The sequence below is a fragment of the Mesorhizobium ciceri WSM4083 genome (genome assembly GCF_000519305.1).
GTDB classification, from domain to species: domain Bacteria; phylum Pseudomonadota; class Alphaproteobacteria; order Rhizobiales; family Rhizobiaceae; genus Mesorhizobium; species Mesorhizobium ciceri_B.
Window position 1 is genome coordinate 15396 of the sequence record NZ_JAFG01000013.1, and the last position, 20223, is coordinate 35618.

Genomic DNA, 20223 nt, shown 5'->3' on the forward strand with positions numbered 1-20223 from the left:
CCTGCACTGTTACTCATCCGGAGCGGCGGGTCGCCCCAGAGACGAGTGAGCATGACGCAGAAGGCTCAGGCGCGTAGTTCGGATGAAAATCTTCATCTTCCGCAGCGAATGGAATGATGATATCGGTCATAGATGGAACGCCTTTTAAACCCCGTGGAGGAGATCAGCGTCTTGGCTTCTGAGCAGTTCATACCCGGCGGAGCCGACTTGGGACCAAGCCTCATTTGGCGAAATTGGGTAAGCAACCAGGTGCGGCGGGCAAAGCATTTTGTGATGCCAAGCACCGATTCAGACGTTTGCCAGACAATCAAAGCTGCGGCAGCCGCGAAGCTGACGGTCCGCGTCGTGGGCACCGGGCACTCCTACACGCCGATCGTGCCAACAGACGGCGTGCTTATCTCGGCAGAACGATTGAGCGGAATTGAATCGATAGACCCCTCTACCGGCCTTGTGACAATGCGCGGAGGCACGCGAATTTGTGACATTGGTCCGGAACTGCGAGCAGCAGGATGGGCTCTGCCAAACCAGGGCGACATAGATCTTCAGACCATTAGCGGCGCGGTCTCTACCGGAACGCACGGTAGCGGCGACACCCTGCAGTGCCTTGCGGGACCCATTGTAGGAATGCGGCTAGCGATCGGAGACGGATCCATTGTCGAATTGAATAATGTTTCAAATGCCACGGCGTTGCAGGCTGCTGCTGTTTCAATGGGAATGGCTGGGGTCATCCTTGCAATCACGATGAGGCTCCAGCCAGCGTTTGATTTACACGACAAAATTTGGAGAGAAGACTTCGAGGATTGCATGTCCCATCTGGAGGATTTGTGCAGCGCCAATCGTAGCGCCCGAATTTTCTGGTGTCCGACGGAACATTCAGCCTCCCTGTACAGCCTGCCCGATACCTCCACGTTTGGCGTGACGAGCAAAAATTCGGACGTCTGTGAAATCCGAACTCTCAACGTAACAACGGCGCAGCCAGAGTCGGTCGCAGAGAACCCCGGCGAACGAATCGGCCCCAGCTACCGGATTTTTCCAGGCTCCATCCCCATGCCTAATCACAATGAATGCGAGTATGCGGTACCCTACGAGGAAGGACCGAACGTCCTGCGCGAAATTCGTAGACTGATTCAGACGAAATACCCTGACCAGATATTTCCCGTTGAGTACAGAACGGTTGCGGCCGATGAAATTTTGCTGAGCCCTTACTACCTTATGAAGACGGCTATGATCTCTGTATCAGGTGCGGCGGGCGAAGATTATTGGCCCTTCATCCGCGATTGCGAGGCGATATTTTCTTCGGTGAAGGGCCGCCCGCATTGGGGAAAACTCAATTCACTCGACCGCGCTCACATCGAAGCGCTCTATCCAAGATATGGCGACTTTGTAAAACAAAGAGAAGCCTTTGATCCTAAGGGGATATTCCTCAACGAGTACTTGAGAGAACGGTTCGCCTAAATGGCGGCATTCCCCTCGCACAGTCTGCAATGCTCAAGCACCTAATCAGTGCGTGTTGTGCGAACACGGACACGCGGCGCGGCCGCGCCTAATAAGCGTCCCCGGCCCAGGCGAATGCGCTGTCAGGTTGCTACCTTGACCAATTGAATGATCGAGCCGCTAGACGTTGATGGACGGGTCGCATAGGAGCCTCCCGTCTTCGGATAGGAGGCCTCCAGCTAAAAGTCAGCCACTCGGGCTAGACTCTTCGAAGCGTCGCAGCCGCAGACGCAGGGTACCGCATCGGATCAGCGGTGATGAGCTCACCATAGTCTGGGTTCAACAGGGGGGTAAGCGATCCTCCCATTTGAGCCGAGGAGTGATTTGGCCGCCCGTTAAGAAGCAGCGCTGGCCGAGCTAGAGACGGCCGAAGTGACCTGAGCTACGGAGCTTCGCCAGCAGCTTGCTGGCCGTTCCGCAGTGGTCAACCGTTGCTTGCTCACTCAGCGGAGACGCATTCCAGGCTGCCAGTTCTGCCACCAAAAGAGCGGTATCTCCGTTTATTGATTCGGCTCTGAGGTGTCCGTTCTTCTCCATCACGATGATGGCTGTGCCGGTTACGCCATATCCAATCGCGGCCATCCGCTGAACGCAGGGATCGCCGTCGACGCGAACATCGAACAGAAGCGACCCTGCGGTTTTTTCCGCAGCGTCAGCCACGCGATCGTAGAACGGTCGATTGAGCCCCTCAATATTGCCGAGCGACTGCTCAAACAACGCCAATTCAACATGCTCCGCCACCATGGCTGCCAGAGTGCGCGCCGGCCGGCGCAATCGGCAAGCCGCCAGCGCTGATTATCCACACACCAGCCGTTCATGCAGCCAAAAAACGCCGCGGTTTTGCTCAGGGCGACATTTTCCGCGCCGGAGCGAGGCGGCGTGTCGCCGTCGGGCATCGACGCAGATCGCCGGAAGTCCTTCGGCGCTCGAGGAATGATAAAACCACACCGAAGCGTCCGGTCTCGAATTCCATCCGCTTGGCCGCCGGCGACCGCTCATTGTTGTTCTCCGTTAGATCCGGGTCCGGCCTCCAGCCTGCGCCCGTACTTCCACCCTGTCGGGGAACAATCAGCCGCTTTTCAATATGTGACCGCTTCCGGCTTCAGAGCGACTCGTTCCGCAATCACCCATGTTCGAGATTCCGCTCCGATCACAATAGGCGCTTTCGCCCATTTCCGTCTGGAAATAGGCGGAAGCGCAAACCATCTTGAAAGCCTGCAAAAGCGCGCCCGCGTGACGCCAATCAACTGGCGCAGTTAATTCGTCGATCTAGTAAAGGATGATACCGCTGCCCCGGCCGATGGTGCCCGTCATGCGTCTGTCCAGCCGCCACGCCGGATCGACGACATGGACCTTGGCCGTGAGCCGCCGCCTGATCGGCCGTGACAATGATCTGCACCCGCCTGTTCGCCGTCGCGGTCTGCTGAGGGGCGCGGACGGAGGTGCTGTGGATCATCTGAATGTCACCCTGCGCGCGGCGGTATGGCGTTTAGCCGAGGCCCTGCCTTTCGCCATCGCACCAAGGGGATAAAAGGTGGTGCGCGCGCCATAACGTTCCGACAGAGCGCGCCACGGCGCACCTGACTCTAGCACCCAGAAAAGACCGCTCAGCACGCGGCGGTCGTCAATGCGAGGCACGCCGCACGGCTTCTCGGGCGGGGGGACGGACACCTCGCAAGAGGCACCGGAGGCAATGCTGACCGTGCCCAGAGTCGTGCGCACCGTCTGCGTAACAATCAGGCGCAGAGCATAGCCGCCGCACAAACTCGCTTCCCTGTTTATCGGTTGACGACCTAGTAGAGGATCGAGAGCTGGCGCCGATCAGAAGCGGAACAGGCCCGTTCTAGAGACTCGTGTTCCTAAGCAATACATCTCCCTCCACTCCGCGAGGATAGCAGGTCACCACTTCGAACGAAGGCAAAAGATCAAGGATGGCCTGCAGGGACAGCTGCCCTTCATAGAGCTCTTGGTCGCTATATTCCGTATAAAGGAACCGTGTGTTGCTCAAGGTCCGTGTGGCCCCAGCGATGACATCTGACTCGGCCCCCTGCACATCCATCCAGATGAAATCGATCTTGTTCAGATTGGCTTCGCTGCACCAGTCGTCAAGCCTTCGCGTTTCAACCGGTATGGGATGATCGAACCTGACCCAATCATGTTCGACAAGGTGATTCTTGGGTCGGCGTATCGAGCCAGATCGGTCCCATTCCTTGGCGCTTCCGTCTCCGTTGCTTGGATGGAAATCGACACTGCCGTTCCGGCTACTGATCGCGATCTCGAACAGCCTCACCTTGTCCAGGTAGAGCTCCATGTACTTCTTAAAGCGGGCAGCCGCTCGAGGGTCGGGCTCAAAGCAGTAGAGCTGAGCTCTTGGGCAAAGCCTGAGAAAACGTCGCGTATCAGTCCCGTCATTGCAGCCGATGTCGAGGATCACCGGATTGGGCTTTTGAAGGAGGGAAACAATCTGCCGATGTAACTTCAACGACGACACCGGTTCGCGCACACGCTCCAGAAGCTCTTGCCAGAGCCGCTGCATGGACATTGGAAAGGTCTCCTTGGAAGGCCGGAATATTTCCATTGAACTCGTCCTCAGCGCCTTGAATGTCGTCAGCCCTAGAGGGTGTAGACCGCGCGGAACCTAGGGCTGACACCGGGCGACTTGGATTGCTTTCGAGTCCTGCGGTGTCGGCCGGGTTCATAAGTCTTCCTAAGGAACGGGGGCAGTCAGGGGAGGCATCTCGCACTCCTTAGGAGACCTGTTTCCCCGGTCGACGTATTCACATCCCCCATTATCCAGAATTGGTAAAATCGATTGTCTTGATGGAACGCATGCGCGCGGTGGATACACATCTGCCAGTCGCCTGTGACTGAGTGAGCGAAGGATGCTTCGGCCGTCAGCGTCCCTTCGAGACTTTTGCAGCATCACGTCGGAGGCTTTCCGCGGTTCACCAGGAATCGCAGGTCCGCAGCGCCCATCGGATTTCGGCGGCGTGCCACAAGGCGCTGGTCCACCTACGCGGCGATTGCTTCGAGGCCCGCCGGACCCAAAGCGTCAACTTGGAGAGCTACATCTCGCGACACGCCGATCTGCTGGGGACTAGCTATAGCTAGGGTATCGGCACTCAGCATGCCGCCGGACGACTATTTTGACGATTCGCTGGCGACCGCGTTCGCGCGGCTGGACAGCGCCGCTCCCTGTTCAACAACGAGCCAGGCCCATATGCCCGGTAAACATGGCATCTGAAGCGCTCCTCGCTCACAGCGCGTGATCGTCTGCGCCGGCAGCCGGATCGACCTCGTCCCGCAGTCATGCGTAGCCAAGCTTGCCCGCATGGCCGGGAGACGAGCCTAGGGTTGCGCTGCCGGATTGGCGACCACAAAGACGGCATAGAGCGACTGTCGCGCCGTGATGAACAGGCGATTGCGCTTGGGGCCGCCGAAGGTGAGGTTGGCCACAGTCTCGGGGATGCGGATCTTGCCGATCAGCGTGCCGTCGGGATCGAAGCAATGGATGCCGTCGCCTGCCGCAGCCCAGACACGGCCAGCCGTGTCCACCCTGAACCCGTCGAACAGGCCGGCCGTGCATGTCGCGAAAACGCCGAGCTCGCGCAGACTGCTGCCCTCGACAGCGAACTTGCGGATGTGCCTTGGCCCGTCCTTCTCATGCGTGGCGCCGGTGTCGCTCACATAGAGCATGGTCTCGTCCGGCGAGAAGGCAAGTCCGTTGGGCTTCGCCATCGTCGCGACGACGCACACCACCTCACCGGTTGCGGGATCAGTGCGGTAGACATGGCAGCCCTCGATCTCCTGCTCGGCGCGGTCGCCCTCATAATCCGTGGCGATGCCGTAGGACGGATCGGAAAACCAGATGGTGCCGTCCGAGCGAACCACAACGTCGTTGGGTGAGTTCAGCCGCTTGCCTTCGAAACGATCGGCGATCACCGTGATCGAGCCGTCGTGCTCGGTGCGCGTGACGCGCCGTGTCCGATGCTCGCAGGTTACCAGCCGCCCCTGCGGGTCGACTGTGTTCCCATTGGCGTTGTCGGACGGCGCGCGGAAGATCGAGACTACGCCATTGGTGTCGTCGTAGCGCATGATTCGATCGTTCGGGATGTCCGAGAACAGCAAGTAGCGGCCAGCGGCAAACCAGGCGGGGCCCTCAAGCCAGCGGCCGCCCGTCCACAGCCGCTCGACCGTCGCATGGCCGACGAAACTGCGCTCGAAACGCTCGTCCAGAACTTCGAATCCGGCGCCTTCAATGTCTCCGAACATGGCTGCTTCTCCACGACATCAGCTTATCGACAGCCGTCGCGGTCCCCTGTTTTCGAGACTTGGCCTTGAGGAGGACTCGCGCTGCTAGGCCTTCATCCGCAATTTGCATGCCGGTTTGTGAGCAGAACCTTGCAGCGGTACGATTGTCGCTCGGCGTTGGCGACTGCCCTCCCGGGATGTCGTTCTGATTCGGCGGGCCGCGGCCGCCAAGACCGGATTGTAGTTGCCATGCGTCCACCATCGGTTGTCCGGGCGTCGCGATCTGCCGGGTCAATGGCAAGCTCCGCCCCGCTTGGCGGGCAATTGCATTTGTAGGTCGCTTAGCTCTTCAGGACTTCCGTCACCACCAAAGTGGTCCGCCGGCCAGACACCTCTCGACAGAGCATCGATCGGTCACGTCCCGACGAAGATCCCGGCACTCATGTCACGAGACACTCGGTCCACTCCTCTGTCGGCCGATAGTCCATGAAATCCCCTCTCCGCGCATGGTGCCGGACACCTCCTTGCCGATGTGCCGATCAAGCACTGGCCGCCATGGCACGAGCGTGAACTCGCGCGACTTCTCGATGACAGCGTATCGGCCGCTGGCAAGCTCGACGGAGCGGCGGAGCGTACCCTCTACTCGTTCTCCAGACCGGGCCTCGGAATACGATAGCCCAAGTTCGTCTGACAGCTGACCGGCAACACGGTTCAGTTCGCGCTGGCGCAGGATGGAAAGCATGTTCGCGCGGAAAACCATCCTGCCCTGCTCTTCATGCGCCAGGCCTTGCACGATCAGCCATTGCCCCCGGCGGATCTGCACCTCACGCACCTCACGGCCGAAGCCCGAGTTGCGCAGGGGCTCCGGCTTGTCGGAAACCAGCTCTTGGTCTGTCCAGGTCACGCCGTCGAAGCCAGCTTGGCGCTGCACCGACAATGAAGAGAGCTTCTCGACGACCACAGGTTCAGCCCTGGCCCGCAGCCGCTCGTATTCGGATGCGCGATCGAGATGATCCGACCCGATGAGCCAGGTGCCGTCCGGCTGGCGCTCGACGGCCCGGGTGGCGCGCCGGATCGCCTCCAGCCGGCGCACATGTGTTGCGGCAAAGCTTTCGGTCGCTGACGGATCATGCCGCAGGTGGATATCGACGTTGTAACGGCCGCCATGCGCGGCGGCGATCTCGGCCGTCGTCAGATCAACCTGCCTGGGCTCGGTGTTCCTCGGTGTGACCCGGACGATGCAGCCGTCGGGCGTCGGTTCGGTGCCCTCACCTTTGCCGATGTCGATGTAACGGGTTTTTCCATCCACCCCGTCGACGATGAGGTAATGACGGTCGTCGATCTCGTCGGCAAGCCCGCGCCCGACAACGCGGCCGACGACACGCTGGGCCGGCTCACCGGATCGATGATGGATCACCCAGCCGGCGGCACTGCGGGCGAGCCCCTTGCCTGTCAGCTCGCGATGCATGGTCTTGAAGATGTCACCGCGCTCGCCGATGCCGCGCAACGTGGCTTCGAGCTCGCCATCGAGGCGCCAGCGACCCGACCCGACCTCTTGTGCCAAGCCCATCCGCTCGAGCTTGCGCAGCCGGCCCTGGTGCAGCGTGTGGCGAAAAGCCTCGCGGGTGGCTGGCGAGACAACGCCGTCATCGTCGCGCATGCGCAGCAGCTGCCGGTCGATGCTGGTGAAGCGTTCCTGCTCCACTTCCTGACGCAGGCGCTGTTCGATCTGCCGGTCGGTGCGGGGACCGAGATCGAGACTTACCAATTCGGCCGCGCGCTCGCGCAAACCAGAGGCGACGTAGTCGCGCGCGATCACAAGATTCGCACCCCGATCGTCCTTGCCACGGACGATGATATGCGTGTGCGGATGGCCGGTGTTGAAATGGTCCACGGCAACCCAGTCAAGCCTCGTGCCGAGGTCCTCTTCCATCTGCGCCATGAGGCGACGGGTCAGCGGCTTGAGGTCGTCATACTCGATGCCGTCTTCTGGCGCGACGATGAAGCGGAACTGATGTCGGTCGCCATCCGCGCGATCGACAAACGCCTTACCATCAATGCGGTCGCTGTCGGCACCGTAAAGCTCGCCAGGCGCGCCTTCCCTGGTGACGCCGTCACGCTGGATGTAGCGCAGATGCGCACGCGCTCCGACCGCGCCCCTGCCGGCCAGCTTCACGATGCGGGCCTTGACGACGACGCGACGCTGACGGAAGCCAGCATAGCGATCGCGCGATTTCAGCAGCGCAGCCGCTGCCCCGCCGCGCCCTGCCCGGCTTCCGGTGAACCGCGCACCGCCCCGCGGCCGGCCGCCGGCTCTGTTGATGGCCGCACGGAGCTGGCCAGCGTAGCGTTTGCCGGCCTTGGAGCCGCGGGAGCCTATTTTCCCAAGCTTCGGCCTGAACTCGTCATCCTGCATTCCCAGCCTCCGGGTGTAATGGAGTCGAATCAGCCACTTGCGCTCGCCTGCTCTCCTGATGCTGGAGGCAGCCTCCGGCAAAAACGATGTGCAGACAGACACTTGCACGCCTCGTGGAGGCGGTGCCTTTATCTTGCCTTCCGCGCCCTGCCCATTCGGACGCGTCCGGCCCGCACCATCGCTACCCCTCCGGCTCCTGCGCTCGCGCGCCGACCTTGCCAAGCGGCACGAAGAGATCGCCGTCTCGCGCGCTGGCGCGAACACCATCTTGAAGGAAAAACAGCGAGCGCCCGGAGGGGGCACTTTGCGTTTTTGGAGAGACAGGTTTGCCCTTCAATTCCTTCATGTCGGTGGCAGAAACACCCGCCGCCCTGAGCTGCTGGAGATAGTCGACCGTTTCTTTCGGCAGCGGCTTGCCGCGTTTGAGATGCGCTTCGTAGCGCTCGGGGCCGGCATTGTAGGCGGCAAACAGGCCGGGGAATCCGAAGCGGTCATACATGGCGCTGAGATAGGCGGTGCCGGCCAGGATGTTGTCGCGCGGGTCGTGCGGATTTGGCCCCAGGCCATGCGCCGCGCGCATCTGTGCATAAGTGCCGGGCATCACCTGCATGAGGCCCATGGCGCCGGCGCGCGAGGTGATCGGCCGGCCGTCAAGCATCGTCTTGCCGCTGCTTTCGGCATCGATGACGGCGCCAATCCAGGCTTGCGGAACATGGAAGCGCCGGCTTGCTTCGGCTATGAATCCCTGCCATCTTTGCAGATGCGGACTTAGGGAGATGACGACCGGTTGGGCACCGGTCGCGGCGGAGCAGGCGCATGGCGCGACAGCGATCATGCCAAAGAGCAGGAGAGTCACTCGGTCCATAGCGGCACGAGCCTCCCGATGATATTCGCGGCCGGCACCGGCCCGAAATAGCGGCTGTCGAAGGAGCGAGTGGTGTCGCTGCCGAGCAGGAACACCTCGTTCCGGTCAAGCGCTCGGCAGCCGTTCCACCATGGCAACGGCCGGCCCTGGGCATCGGTCTTGAGGCGGCGCGCGACGATGTCGCCGCCGATGATGATGGCATCATGGAAGGCGCAGACATGCTCGGTCGGGAGCGCTGCGAGCCGCTTGACCAGCGGGATGTTGCGCGGCAGGTAGCCGCGTTGGGCGGCCAGATAGGCCACGTAATCAGGCGTGCGGACGAGCACGAGATCGCCTCGCGCCGGCGCGCCGGCTGCGACGCGATAAAGGCCGATCGGCGCGCTGGCCGAGGCATTCCAGACCAGCCATGGCGCTGGTTGAGCGAGGCCGGCGAAGCCGATCAGGGCGAGCCCGATCGCGGCAGCGGCGATCGTCTTGCGCGCGCGAAGGCGGCGTAGGCCGGAGCCGATCAGACGGAGGGAAGGAAGCCTCTTCATGAGCGGCCTCCCGCGTCGTCCGGCGCGGAGCCGGCGTTGGCGAAAGGGTCCAGCGGTTGGCCTTTCGACCACTCGTCGAGTTCGTCGATGTGGTAGCGGACATAGCGGCCGTGCTTGCGGAATTTCGGGCCGCCGCCCTTGAGCCGCATCTTTTCCAGGGTGCGCAGGGACAGCCCGACATAGAAGGCGGCCTGCGCGGTGTTGAGAAACGGGCTGCCCTTCTTGGCGCGGGCCGCGCGTTCGTTTTCGTCGTCCATGGTGATCCTCGTCGCTTATGGAGAAGCGATGGAGAGGATCGGCGAACGAGGGCGCCTGCGGGACGGGCGAAGAGTCCGGGGGCGGGTTTTCGCCGCTCTTCGAAGAAGCCCCGCGCCGGTCGCGGCGCGGGGCTCGGTGTGGCCGATCAGTCGACCGGGTTCCAGATGATGGCGTAGGTGTCGTCGTCATCCTGGCCGGCGGCGCGGCCGAGATTGGCGTAGAGCTTGCGCGGTCCGAACTCGGGGGCGGCGATCGACAGGCTCACATAGTCCTTGCCGGAGGCCTCGCCGATGCGGATCCAGCCGGCGCCCACCTCGACGCCTTGCGTCAGCACCCGGAAGTCGGGATGGTTGTCGGCGCTCTTGGCCTGGTTGGGCACGATGTCGATGTCGGCGCGCACGCTGAGCGTCTTGAGCTGGCCCTTGTAGCCGCCGTTGTCCTGCTTGGTGACGTATCCGATCGCGGTCATGTCAGTCTCCTTTTTGCTGTCGCCGGGGACCATTCCCCTGCGATGGCGGACCGTGATGGGCGGTCCGGACCGCCTGAACCCGACAGGGCCGCAGCGGCAGCGGAGGACCCGAGCAGGCAGGTTTTTTGCAGCGAAGCGGGCGCGAGGAGCCGCCGCAGGCGGCGGGGAAAAAACCTGCTGGCGAGGGTTTCGGGCGGGCCGGAACCGCCCATAGGTCGACAAGCCAGCCGCAGGGGAATGGTGCTCGAAGACGGCTGGGAGACTAGCTGCGCGATCGGCTGACACCAAGCAAAGGCGGCGGCGGGGTGCCAGTCTTGCGTCGCTCGCAGGCAAAATCCCATCGGCGTATGTGCCCATGGACCGGTCGCCGCGACAAAGCACGCGGGCGAGTTTGGGGCTGGCGAAGGCGTCGAATTGGCGCCGGGTGTGGTCTGCGGCGCGCGGCTCAAAGGCCGCAAAAGTGCAGCCGGCGCCGTCCCGGGAGATGGTCCCCCAAGCGGCGGCTTTTGAAAGAGCCGCCGCCTGGGCTTGGCTGGATCATTGCGCCGCAAACAGCGGCTGAACGCGGGCCCACTGGTCGGCGGTGCGGAAGCCGCCGCGCGCCGTGTAGCTTTCGACCGGGAATTTCATCCAGCGCGGCAGCCACGTCTCGACCTGCTCGCGGCCGTTCTCGCCGGCAAGGAAGTCGCGGATGATCTTCTTTTGCGTCTTGACCTTCTCGGCGACATTGCCGTCGGCGACATGCTTGCCGCCGATCTCACCAAGCATGACATTGGCGATTTCCTTGTCGCGCAGAAGCTCGAAAAAGGCGTCATCCGCCTGCCACCAACCGGCCATGTCGACCTTCAAATGATGCCCAAGCGCCTCGATCACGGCGCTGCCGGCTTCGAGCGTTTCGGCCATGACGATGGTGAGAACGCGCATGACATCGTCGTCGGACAGCGTCAGCAAACGAGCAAAGACATGCGCCGTGTCATAGCCGTCGCCATAGCGACCGACGACAGCGGCGTCCTCGTCCGGTTGCCCGAGCAGGGCCAGGACCGCGCGCCGCTTTTCGGCGAATGCGGCCTCGGCCTTGCAGGCTGCGAGGCTCGCCGCGACCGTCTCATTGGCGGCGCGCTGCGGCTCGCAGCGCACCTGCCACAGGCTTGAGCCGGCAATCGCATGCGCCACCATCAGGCGAAGCGCTGTGCCTGGATGATCAAGCAGCCCGGCGCGCACGGCGGCATGACGGTGCAGATCGACATAGTTCTGCATCGGGCCGCTGAGTTCGGGACGCGACGGTTTGGCGGCGATCTCCTCCTGCTCGCTCCCCTCGCTTTGATCGCGGGCGCGACGCGCTTCCTTGCGCGACAGCCAGCCTTCGTGGCACTCGACCTCGCCGCGATGCGACACGGTGATGACGACCTTGCCGCCCTTCTTCTTCGGCGTCTTCTCGTGGTCCCATGAGTGGAAATGCTGGCCGGGTTCGAGCACGGTCACTTCACTCCATCCCGCCTCGAGATAGGCGTCGCGGCTGGCGGCAATGGCCTCGTTCTGCTTGAGCCAGAACAGGTCGGCATCGGCGAAATAGCTCTCCTCGCCGAACAGATCTGAGACGATGAGGCCGGGATAGTCCTCGATGGCGAACAGGGCGACCTTGGTGGCAATCGACTGGCCGCCGAACAGCCATTGCTTCAGCTGGTAGCCGCGCGGCGCGTATTGCTCGGGATCGGCATAAAGAGCCAGCCAGTCCTTCTGCTGCGCTTTCGAAGCCATGGTGAGATAGCGCACTGTTTCGGCGTCGATCTCCTCGCGCCGATAGGCTTCACGGATCTTGGGCAACAAGTCGCCAAGCGCCAGCGAGCGCTTCACCATCAGCTCGGTGATGCCGAAGGTGACGGCGATGTCGGCAATCGTGCGGCCTTCCCTGATCAGCCGCGAGAACGTCTCCCATTGGGAGACTTCGTCGGGATCGAGGCGGGCGATGTTTTCGATGAGCGAGGCTTCGAGCGCATCGGCGTCATCGCCGTCTTCCATGATGGCGCAGGGCAAGGGCTCGCCCTCGCCGCGCTCCTCGGCGAGCGACTTGGCGGCGAAATAGCGTCGCCGACCGGCGACGATCTCGAAGCTTTCGGGCGTGCCGTTGGGCCGCACCAGAAGCGGCACCAGAACGCCGCGCGCACGCACGGACGGCAGAATGTCGGACAGGTCGGGCGCGCGTTTTGCGTGCCGCATGTTGGCGGCGGAAATGTTGAGCTTATCAAGCGCAATGTGGGCAAGCTGCATGGGTTAGTCTCCTTCGTTTGGGGTTGAGTTGCCCGCCGCGAGGGCGCAGGCCGGGCGGCGGGCGGGTTTTCCACGCCTAGCGGCGTGGTTCCGCCGTGTCCGGCGGAAGCTCGCAATCGGATTTGGCAAGTGCTTGCGCTGCCTGTCGCAAAAGCCGCTCGTCCTCGGTGATGTGGCAGGACAGCCGAGCGGCTTCGGCATAGACGCAGAGCCCAAACTCGGCCTTGAAATAGCGGTCGCGCTCGATGCCGAGGCCAAGCCGTCCCTTGACGCTTTCAAGCTCGGCAAGGCTGACGCTGCCCAGTTCGGGGAAGCCGAGGCCGAGGTCGCACAGGCCGAACAGCGTGTCGCCGTCGGCGTCGAGTTCGCTCAACAGCCAGGTCGCGGGCCCGGTCGGATCGAACAGTTTGACGACCGGGTGATGGTCGGTTTCTGTTTCGGCCGCGCCATTGACGAGCAGCCGGGCGCGAAGGTCGTCGGGGATGAGGATCATGGCAAAACTCCTTGTCAAAACGGGTCGAGCTGGTTGCGGGCGTTCGGCGGGAGAAAGATTCACTGGATCTTTCTCTGATCCGCCTCACCATCGAAAAGACCGATACCGAGCGGCTTTTGCGCCTTGCGTGGCCGCAAGGGCGCGCGCGTGAGAAGGCAAAGCCGGTCGCGCGCGGTGACAGGCCGGACACCGGAAATGAGGGTCTGCTCGCCTTCCGGCGTCTTCTCGGTCGGCAGCGCGTGGGGATTGCGCGCCTTCACGCCGCGATCTCCTCACGCTCCGAGGCTTCGGCGGTGCGGTGAGGGCCAAGCAGGAAATCGGCGGCTTTGGAGGCTTGGCTGGCGGCGCGGAAAATGGCGCGGTTGTCCTCGCGCAGCACGGTGAGCCATGAGCCGATATAGTCGGCATGGCGCACGGTCGGCTCGATGGCGAGAGAGCTGCAGACGAAGGCGGCGCAGATTTCGGCGACCAGTTCCTCGCGCGCATAGGTCTTGGTGCCGAAAGAGCCGGAGAGGTCGCGCGCAAGCCGCGCCGGGTGGCCGGTCCAGTGGCCAAGCTCGTGAAAGCAGGTGCGGTAATAGTCGATCTGGTGGAAGAATGCCGGCTGCGGCGGCACCTGAATGAAGTCGCTGCCGGGCATGTAGAAAGCGCGATCGCCGCCGATGCGGAAATCAGCGCCGCTTGCGTTGATTAGCGCCTCGGCCTGCGGGACGATCTGACGCTCGGGCAGCGGCTCGGCGGCGGCATGGAGGTGGTCGGGCAGTCCGTCGCACTGCGCGACATTGAAGACGGTGAAGCGCTTCAGGAAGGGGACGGCGTGCGGTTCGTCGCCATCGGTCTTGGCGCGCTCCTTCTCGTCCTTGGGAACAAAGCGATCGGCATGCACGATGGTGGTGCCGTGTTCGCCCTTGCGGACATTGCCGCCAAGCGCAAGCGCCTGCCGGAAGGTGAGCCAGTTCTGACTGGCATAGCTGCGCTCGAAGACGGCGCCCCACAGGATCAGGATGTTGATGCCGGAATAGAGCCGGCCGGTGGCCGCATTCTTGGGCAGGCCGAGCCCGGCCTTTGCCCGGCCCCATGGCTTGACCCATGGCACGGTGCCGCGCTCGAGCTCGGCGATGATGCGGTCGGTGATCTCCTGATAAAGGCCGGCGCCGGGGCGCCCGCCCTTAGCCGCGCCGGCCTGCCGGCTGGCGGAACGCTTGTTGTTTGCACGCATCGTTTGGTCCTCCGCTCTTCAATCGCGCCCTCCCCCGGAAGATCCCATGGGCGGTGGAGGCAGCGCTCGATCCCGATCTCGCGTGCCTGCCCCCGTGAGTGGGGTGGGCGGCAGAACGCGACTGGCTTGGCCCGCTGAACGAGGCAGGCCGCACCCGAAGGGCCGGAACGGAGTGGAGGATGTGAGCGGAGCGAACATTGCGGCCTGCCGCAGCGGGCCTAGAAAGGAGCGTCGCCCACCCCGCGAGCGGGGGGCAGGCAACTACCAAAACCACATCGCGAAGCGATGACCGCAGCTGCGATCAACTCGCTTTGGCCGGCGTATTGCTCATGAACAACTTGGAGGGATAGAACACATGAAAGCTGAAAACGTGACTGAGATTGAAACCGATGCGGTCCATACGACACTCGGCGCTATCTTCCTGTCCCTGGAACTCAGTCGCTCGAGCTGGTTGGTGACAAGCTTGTTGCCATGCAACAGAGAGAAGATGTCAAAGCGCGTCGTCAAGGCAGGCGATACAGCCGGATTGTTCGACCTTATCAGCCAGTTGAAGGCGACGGTTCGGCGCAGAACGGGCCGTGACGTGCCGGTGATCGCAATCCAGGAGGCTGGCCTGGACGGCTTCTGGATACATCGGATCCTTGAGCGTGACGGTATCGAAAGCCATGTGGTTGATGCAGCATCCATTGCCACGTCACGCAGGAAGCGCCGGGCGAAGACGGACAAGCTGGATGGCGAGACCCTCCTTCGCGCCCTGCTTGCCTACAAGCGCGGCGAGCCGCGGGTATGCGCCATGGTTGTTCCGCCATCGCCCGAGCAAGAGGACCGAAAGCGCAACAGCCGTGAGCGACGCGCTCTCATCGCGGAGCGGATCAAGATCGTGAACCGGGTCAAGGGGCTCTTGTTCTCGCAGGGCATAGTTGGATTTGAGCCGCTGAAGCGGGACCGCCGCACTCGACTGGAAGAACTCAGGACCGGAGACGGTCGTGAACTACCGTCGAATCTCAAAGCGGAGATTGTCCGTGCACTGGACCGGATCGAGCTCGTGCTTCGGCAAATCAAGGACGTGGAAGCAGCGCGTGACGAAGTGGCTCGCAATGAATGCGACCCATCAAAAGTCGCCAATGGAGTGTCGATGCTCAAGCAACTGCGCGGCGTGGGAGCGGACTTTGCCGAGGTGCTTTGGTCCGAGGGTCTGTATCGCGAATTTGCGAATCGAAGGCAGCTTGCCTCCTATGCCGGTCTGACGCCGACACCGTGGCAAAGCGGATCGATCAGCCGGGAACAGGGCGTATCGAAAGCGGGCAATCCGAGGCTGAGGACCGTGATGGTGCAATTGTCGTGGTTCTGGCTTTTGCATCAACCTCGATCGGCTTTAGCACAATGGTTCCAGGAGCGGGTCGCGCTCGACGGTGGCAGGCGCCGGAAGCCGGCAATTATTGCGCTCGCGAGAAAACTTCTGATCGCGCTATGGAAGTATGTTCATCATGGTGCTGTCATTGAGGGCGCTGTCATGAAGCCGGCATGATCAACGTACTCTTTTCCATCCGCCGGGATTGATCGCTCCCGGCTGATCCTGGGCGAACGAACCTCCCACCCCACTTGGCCTAAAATGCCGTCCGGAAGATTGGTCGCGTTCCCCTGAGCCTTACCGACGAAAGCGGGATGTTGGTGCAGCTGCCACAGCGCAGCGACCGTATGTGAGTTTGGACCGGTGTTGTCACCGCGCCAAGACGACAGGCTCGGACCTAGGATCACAACGCATTGAGGTAGATATGCGAAGACAGCCTTGACGACAAAGTTCCCATGTGAGCGGGGTGGGCGGCGAGAACGACCGGAAAGGCCCGCTGCCGAAGGCAGACCGCATCCGAAGGACCGGAACGAAGAGGAGGACCCTGAGCGGCAGCGAAGGGTTGCGGGATGCCGCGGCGGGCCTAGAAGGGAGAGCCGCCCACCGCGCGCCACCGGGGGATGGCCAACAGACAGACCACGCCGGCCAGCGGCCGGCGGCCATCAGCAGCCGAAAGGCTGCACGCGCCAGGGGGCGAAGCCGAATGGCCGAGACCGCCTGAGGCTTGCCGAAGAAAAGCGGGCTCGGTTCACGAGCACCCGGCGCGCGCCTTCAGGCGCGCGGGCGCTCCTCAGGTCCGCGACGACCGTAGCTTTGATCTTGGCGGTGATGCGCGTGTAAATGTCGGCACGCGCTCCGGACTGCATCCTGGAAGACATCGTGATAGCTCCTTGGGAGCGACGCGAGCGCACGGGATCGCCACCGGTTGCGGGCGGCGCCAGGCTCAACGTCGGTGGAAAGGGTCAGTGAAAAGCCGGCGAGACAGCTGACTGTTTAGATAATCACATAGTCCGGACCGGTCACCGCCCGCAGCTCGACGCGGCCGTTCTGGATTTCAAGCGTCTTTACCTGCTCGGCGCGTTGCGAGGTCAGCGCGTATTGGAGATTGATGGCGGCAAGCGGGGCCGGGAGTTGGCGCAGACAAGCAGCCGGTGCGCCGACCAGACTGGCCAAGCTGGCCAAAACGCCAATGGGTGGGGCAAGCGGTGCCTCGGCATATCTATGAGTGCTGCCTGTGATGCACGCGTCTAAGGGGCACTGCCGCACCGCAGTCCGCCAACTCGAGCTGTAATTACGGATTGAACCGCCGTTGCGGTATATAGGGAAGCATCCAACGACAGATTCCCAAATGCCGGTTGACAAAGGAGGTAGCTTGCACCTGCCTGTTCCAGTTGATCAAGAAGAGCTTGTCCCGCAGAAGCTGCCGTTCCTACTACGCACAATTCCTTCTCGATTGCTGCATCGAAGGTCAGCGGCAGGTTTGGTGGAGTCGGCATGGCATTGAGATCGTAAAGGAATTTAAAGCTCTTGAGCCACCGTTCGTAAGCAGGTGCGGCGAGTGAACGTGCATCTGTTTCAGAACGCCCGATCACGATCATTCTGAGCAATCCGAGAAATGGCGCTTGGTCATCCGCGTCACCGATGTGCTCTCGACCGGCGCGGAAGGCATCAGTAATTCTGCGAACAGAAGAGGAAGGTCCCACGCACGCGATGTTCACGCCATTCGCAGCGGCCCAGGCTGCCGATTCGGGTCGATTCGTGGCGATCCAAGTCGGCGGATGTGGACGCTGATGAGTTCTTAGCGTCAGCGGAACGCTGTTCAATTCAAAATGGCGTCCTTGATAAGATAGCGTACCGCCTTTCAGCGCATTGATAAGAATCTCGCTGGCTTCCGCATAGTGGTCTGGCGCCGCGTCCGAGCCAATCCCAAAGTAACCCAATTCGATCGGGAGCGAGCCGCTCCCTATTCCAAGTTCGAGCCTGCCACCGCTCAATTGATCCAGCATACAGATCTCTTCGAACGCACGTAGCGGATGGTAGAGGGCAAGCAGCATTACCATTGGGCCTACACGAAGGCGCCGGGTTCGCTGGGCTACGCTCGACAAAAACAGATTCGGTGATGGACCTCTCCCATGTGGGGTGCAATGGTGCTCTGCGAGATGATATGCATAGAACCCAAGGTGATCACAGGCCTCGGCTAACATCAGGCGATCTTCGTATTGTCGGGCGATATCGACGCCGCCATCATCCAGGTGATCGAAGATGCCGACAGCTAGGCCTGAAGGAAAGACTGTATTCATCATATTGTCTCCAATTTTGGCGCAACAAATCCCGTTGCTTCTATGTCAAAGCAATTCAAAGATCTCGCCCTTGTATAGTCGTGATGATTATTGCCGTCGACGCTAACGCAGAGTCTGCTACCTAACGTCTGAATATAGACCTATTAAATATTCGCATTAATATCCTTAGTTGCACTAAGAAATGCATCCATTTGCTCTTTTGTACCGATGCTGACGCGGATGCAATTTTCCAGACCTTTATCGGCAAAAACTGCGACAAGTATTTTTTGCCTTGCCAAGGCTGATTGCCACCATGAGCCATCCTGTCCCGTTGGCACACGGGCTAGCAAAAAGTTTGCGTGGGAAGGCATTACGGAAAATCCGAGTTGCGACAGCGCGAGCCTCACTCGCTGTCGTTGATGCCTGATATGTCTGTGGTTGTCGGCATAGGCGGCGCGATGCGCAAGGACGCTCATACCGACCGCATGCCCGATCACATTCATGTTGAAGACGTTCTGGATGTTGCGTAGCCGGCCGATAATTTCAGGGTGACCGAAACCGAAACCGACGCGAATGCCGGCGACAGCATAGCTTTTCGAAAATGTTCTTAAGACCAGAAGGTTCGGATAGCGATTGATGAGGTGCAGACCATTCTCGGGGGCAAAGTCGACGTAGGCCTCATCCAGCACGATCAAGCGGTCCGATTTCGCTACCAGGCGTTCGATATCCGCCACCGGAACGAACGCTCCGGTCGGATTGTTCGGATTGGCTAACAGAATGAACTTAGCGTCCTTTGCAGGACCCAAGAGCAATTGCTCGATCGGCAAGGAATGATCTTCGCCAAATTCGATTTCGAGAAATTGCGCACCCTGCAACATGGCAAGTTTGCGGTTAAACGAAAACCCCGGCGACATCATCGCTACCCTATCCCCCGCAGCAAGAAAAGCTCTGTAGACAAGTCCGAGCAGTTCAGACGATCCGTTACCGGCGATTACCTGATCAATGGAGACGCCGTAGGCATTGGCGGCGGCTTCCCGCAGGCTGATGTTATCCTCTTCTGGATATAGATACTGCCGTTCGAGGGCCGCAATCGCACTTTTCATTATCATTGTTGGAAGAGGGAAAGGGTTCTCATTCGTGTTTAGTTTCACCCAACTTGCATCCGGCGCTGGTCTATCGGATGGCAGGGCATCTGACTGCCTCGCCATTTGCGAAAGAGACGAAAGCACACTCTGCAATTTTGCATCCGACATGTTTTTCTCCGTTTCAGTCGCAGAGGGAATCCGGTCGACCATGGTCGAGAGCACATGGTCGACCGACGGTGCGTGCCTCGCTACAGTGTCGCTCCCGCTGCTGCCTGATGACTGACATCGGGTCCCGCTCGGGATGACGTGCTCAGGCGATGTGACGGGCGAGATCTGCCGCTAAGTGTCGCGGGGCTCGTGATCGGCGTTGGCGACCAGTTCCCTCCCGGCCCCGGCTTCGCCGGAACGGTGCTGTTGGACCTGGCTACTAACGCGACCCTCTCAATCAGCCCGCGGAGCGCCTCTCTGTCGCCAATGCTCTCCCTCACATGAGCCCTTTTTCGCTCCTGCCCACACTGTTCGTCGAATTGCCTTTGCATCTGGATTCCTCGGCCATCAGTCGCTCGCGGTCGGACGCGAACCGGCGAGCAGCTTCACATCTGCCCCCCAGATCGGCGCTTGTGCCAAGAGGCGGAGTTCGGAATCGAGGGAAGCTGATTTATTTCGAGGTCGGTCGCGTGGTCACGGGCAAGCGTGAAAACGCCCTGGCCGTAAGTCGGGGCGCCGCGACGTGGTCGAGTGCACAGCGGGGCGATGGCTGGCGCATGGCTTTCCTTTCATGAATCGCGACCGCCGACTGGCTTCTGCACGCCGCAACCGCACGTTGATGCAGGAGGCCGGAATGGGGCGGGAGAGTCAATCGAGCTTTCTTTCATTTGAGAAAGGAAACTCGGCGATCATGATAGAATTCCATCAGTTTGATGTATCTCCGGCAGATGAGATCGCACGGCTTCATAATCTCGGGTTGCAGCTCCTGACCTACGTCCGTTTGAACCGCGGTGCGATCGTAAACTATGGCAAGCGCTACCGAGCCGGCCTTGGAGGACTCTGGCGTCAGCCGGTGCCGAAGCTGGTCACAGCATTTTGTCGGTGTCCGATTGACGACAATCTGTGTTCAAGTCCAGACATCCTAGGGGTTAGGATCAAGCCGGCCAGGGGGCGACTCCGCCGATTTGCGGTCGCTGCTCGCAACCCGTTTGGTGGCATGCAAATTGCATATTATGACACGTGTTGCGACTT

General features: G+C 61.5%; 16 protein-coding genes and 3 pseudogenes. 2 read left to right on the top strand and 17 right to left on the bottom strand.

What is annotated here, in order from left to right:
• Window positions 1-171: 171 nt before the first annotated feature.
• Window positions 172-1455, top strand: coding sequence for a D-arabinono-1,4-lactone oxidase (locus MESCI2_RS0122200; RefSeq protein WP_197031581.1), 1284 nt, complete (start codon window positions 172-174; stop codon window positions 1453-1455).
• Between the two features lie 396 nt (window positions 1456-1851).
• On the opposite strand, the gene MESCI2_RS0122205 is transcribed toward MESCI2_RS0122200, so the two are convergent.
• The 14 genes and pseudogenes from MESCI2_RS0122205 to MESCI2_RS0122265 form a co-directional block, all read right to left on the bottom strand.
• The gene (locus MESCI2_RS0122205; protein ID WP_027038485.1) at window positions 1852-2238 is read right to left on the bottom strand and encodes a hypothetical protein; all 387 of its coding nucleotides are present in this window, start codon (window positions 2236-2238) and stop codon (window positions 1852-1854) included.
• Between the two features lie 129 nt (window positions 2239-2367).
• A pseudogene (locus MESCI2_RS1000000138900) lies at window positions 2368-2482 on the bottom strand (IS110 family transposase); the annotation flags it as partial.
• Window positions 2483-2993: 511 nt separating this feature from the next.
• Window positions 2994-3189, bottom strand: a pseudogene (locus MESCI2_RS1000000138905) (transposase); the annotation flags it as partial.
• Between the two features lie 148 nt (window positions 3190-3337).
• Entirely contained in the window at window positions 3338-4036 is a 699-nt protein-coding gene (locus MESCI2_RS0122215) for an FkbM family methyltransferase (RefSeq protein WP_430981679.1), read from the bottom strand.
• A gap of 806 nt (window positions 4037-4842) precedes the next feature.
• A complete protein-coding gene (locus MESCI2_RS0122220) occupies window positions 4843-5766 on the bottom strand; it encodes an SMP-30/gluconolactonase/LRE family protein (RefSeq protein ID WP_027038488.1) in 924 nt (307 codons plus the stop codon).
• A 424-nt stretch (window positions 5767-6190) separates the two neighbouring features.
• Window positions 6191-8161, bottom strand: coding sequence for a relaxase/mobilization nuclease RlxS (gene rlxS, locus MESCI2_RS0122225; RefSeq protein WP_027038489.1), 1971 nt, complete (start codon window positions 8159-8161; stop codon window positions 6191-6193).
• Between the two features lie 181 nt (window positions 8162-8342).
• Entirely contained in the window at window positions 8343-9026 is a 684-nt protein-coding gene (locus MESCI2_RS0122230; RefSeq protein WP_027038490.1) for a lytic transglycosylase domain-containing protein, read from the bottom strand.
• Window positions 9014-9562: a S26 family signal peptidase gene (locus tag MESCI2_RS0122235; protein WP_027038491.1), complete on the bottom strand. Its 549-nt coding sequence runs from the start codon at window positions 9560-9562 to the stop codon at window positions 9014-9016. Before MESCI2_RS0122235 ends, MESCI2_RS0122230 begins: the two co-directional genes overlap by 13 nt.
• A complete protein-coding gene (locus MESCI2_RS0122240; protein WP_027038492.1) occupies window positions 9559-9819 on the bottom strand; it encodes a helix-turn-helix transcriptional regulator in 261 nt (86 codons plus the stop codon). The genes MESCI2_RS0122235 and MESCI2_RS0122240 overlap by 4 nt, the downstream gene beginning before the upstream one ends.
• Before the next feature lie 146 nt (window positions 9820-9965).
• A complete protein-coding gene (locus tag MESCI2_RS0122245) occupies window positions 9966-10289 on the bottom strand; it encodes a DUF736 domain-containing protein (protein ID WP_027038493.1) in 324 nt (107 codons plus the stop codon).
• A gap of 537 nt (window positions 10290-10826) precedes the next feature.
• Window positions 10827-12557, bottom strand: a complete 1731-nt coding sequence (locus MESCI2_RS0122250) for a ParB/RepB/Spo0J family partition protein (RefSeq protein ID WP_027038494.1) — start codon at window positions 12555-12557, stop codon at window positions 10827-10829.
• Between the two features lie 76 nt (window positions 12558-12633).
• A complete protein-coding gene (locus MESCI2_RS0122255) occupies window positions 12634-13050 on the bottom strand; it encodes a DUF2958 domain-containing protein (RefSeq protein ID WP_027038495.1) in 417 nt (138 codons plus the stop codon).
• Window positions 13051-13109: 59 nt separating this feature from the next.
• Window positions 13110-13310 (bottom strand): hypothetical protein, encoded by a 201-nt coding sequence (locus MESCI2_RS0122260; protein ID WP_027038496.1) that lies wholly within the window; start codon window positions 13308-13310, stop codon window positions 13110-13112.
• A complete protein-coding gene (locus MESCI2_RS0122265; RefSeq protein WP_027038497.1) occupies window positions 13307-14269 on the bottom strand; it encodes an ArdC family protein in 963 nt (320 codons plus the stop codon). Before MESCI2_RS0122265 ends, MESCI2_RS0122260 begins: the two co-directional genes overlap by 4 nt.
• Before the next feature lie 355 nt (window positions 14270-14624).
• Between MESCI2_RS0122265 and MESCI2_RS0122270 the strand changes: the two genes are divergently transcribed.
• Entirely contained in the window at window positions 14625-15797 is a 1173-nt protein-coding gene (locus tag MESCI2_RS0122270) for an IS110 family transposase (RefSeq protein WP_032901187.1), read from the top strand.
• 828 nt (window positions 15798-16625) lie between these two features.
• Here MESCI2_RS0122270 and MESCI2_RS0122280 read toward each other — a convergent pair.
• The 3 genes and pseudogenes from MESCI2_RS0122280 to hisC all read right to left on the bottom strand — a co-directional run.
• Window positions 16626-16818 (bottom strand): annotated as a pseudogene (locus MESCI2_RS0122280) (DUF932 domain-containing protein); the annotation flags it as partial.
• 49 nt (window positions 16819-16867) lie between these two features.
• On the bottom strand, window positions 16868-17920 hold the full coding sequence (locus MESCI2_RS1000000137185) for an LLM class flavin-dependent oxidoreductase (RefSeq protein ID WP_081738850.1): 1053 nt from the start codon (window positions 17918-17920) through the stop codon (window positions 16868-16870).
• 143 nt (window positions 17921-18063) lie between these two features.
• Entirely contained in the window at window positions 18064-19152 is a 1089-nt protein-coding gene (hisC, locus tag MESCI2_RS0122285; RefSeq protein ID WP_027038501.1) for a histidinol-phosphate transaminase, read from the bottom strand.
• Window positions 19153-20223: the final 1071 nt, after the last annotated feature.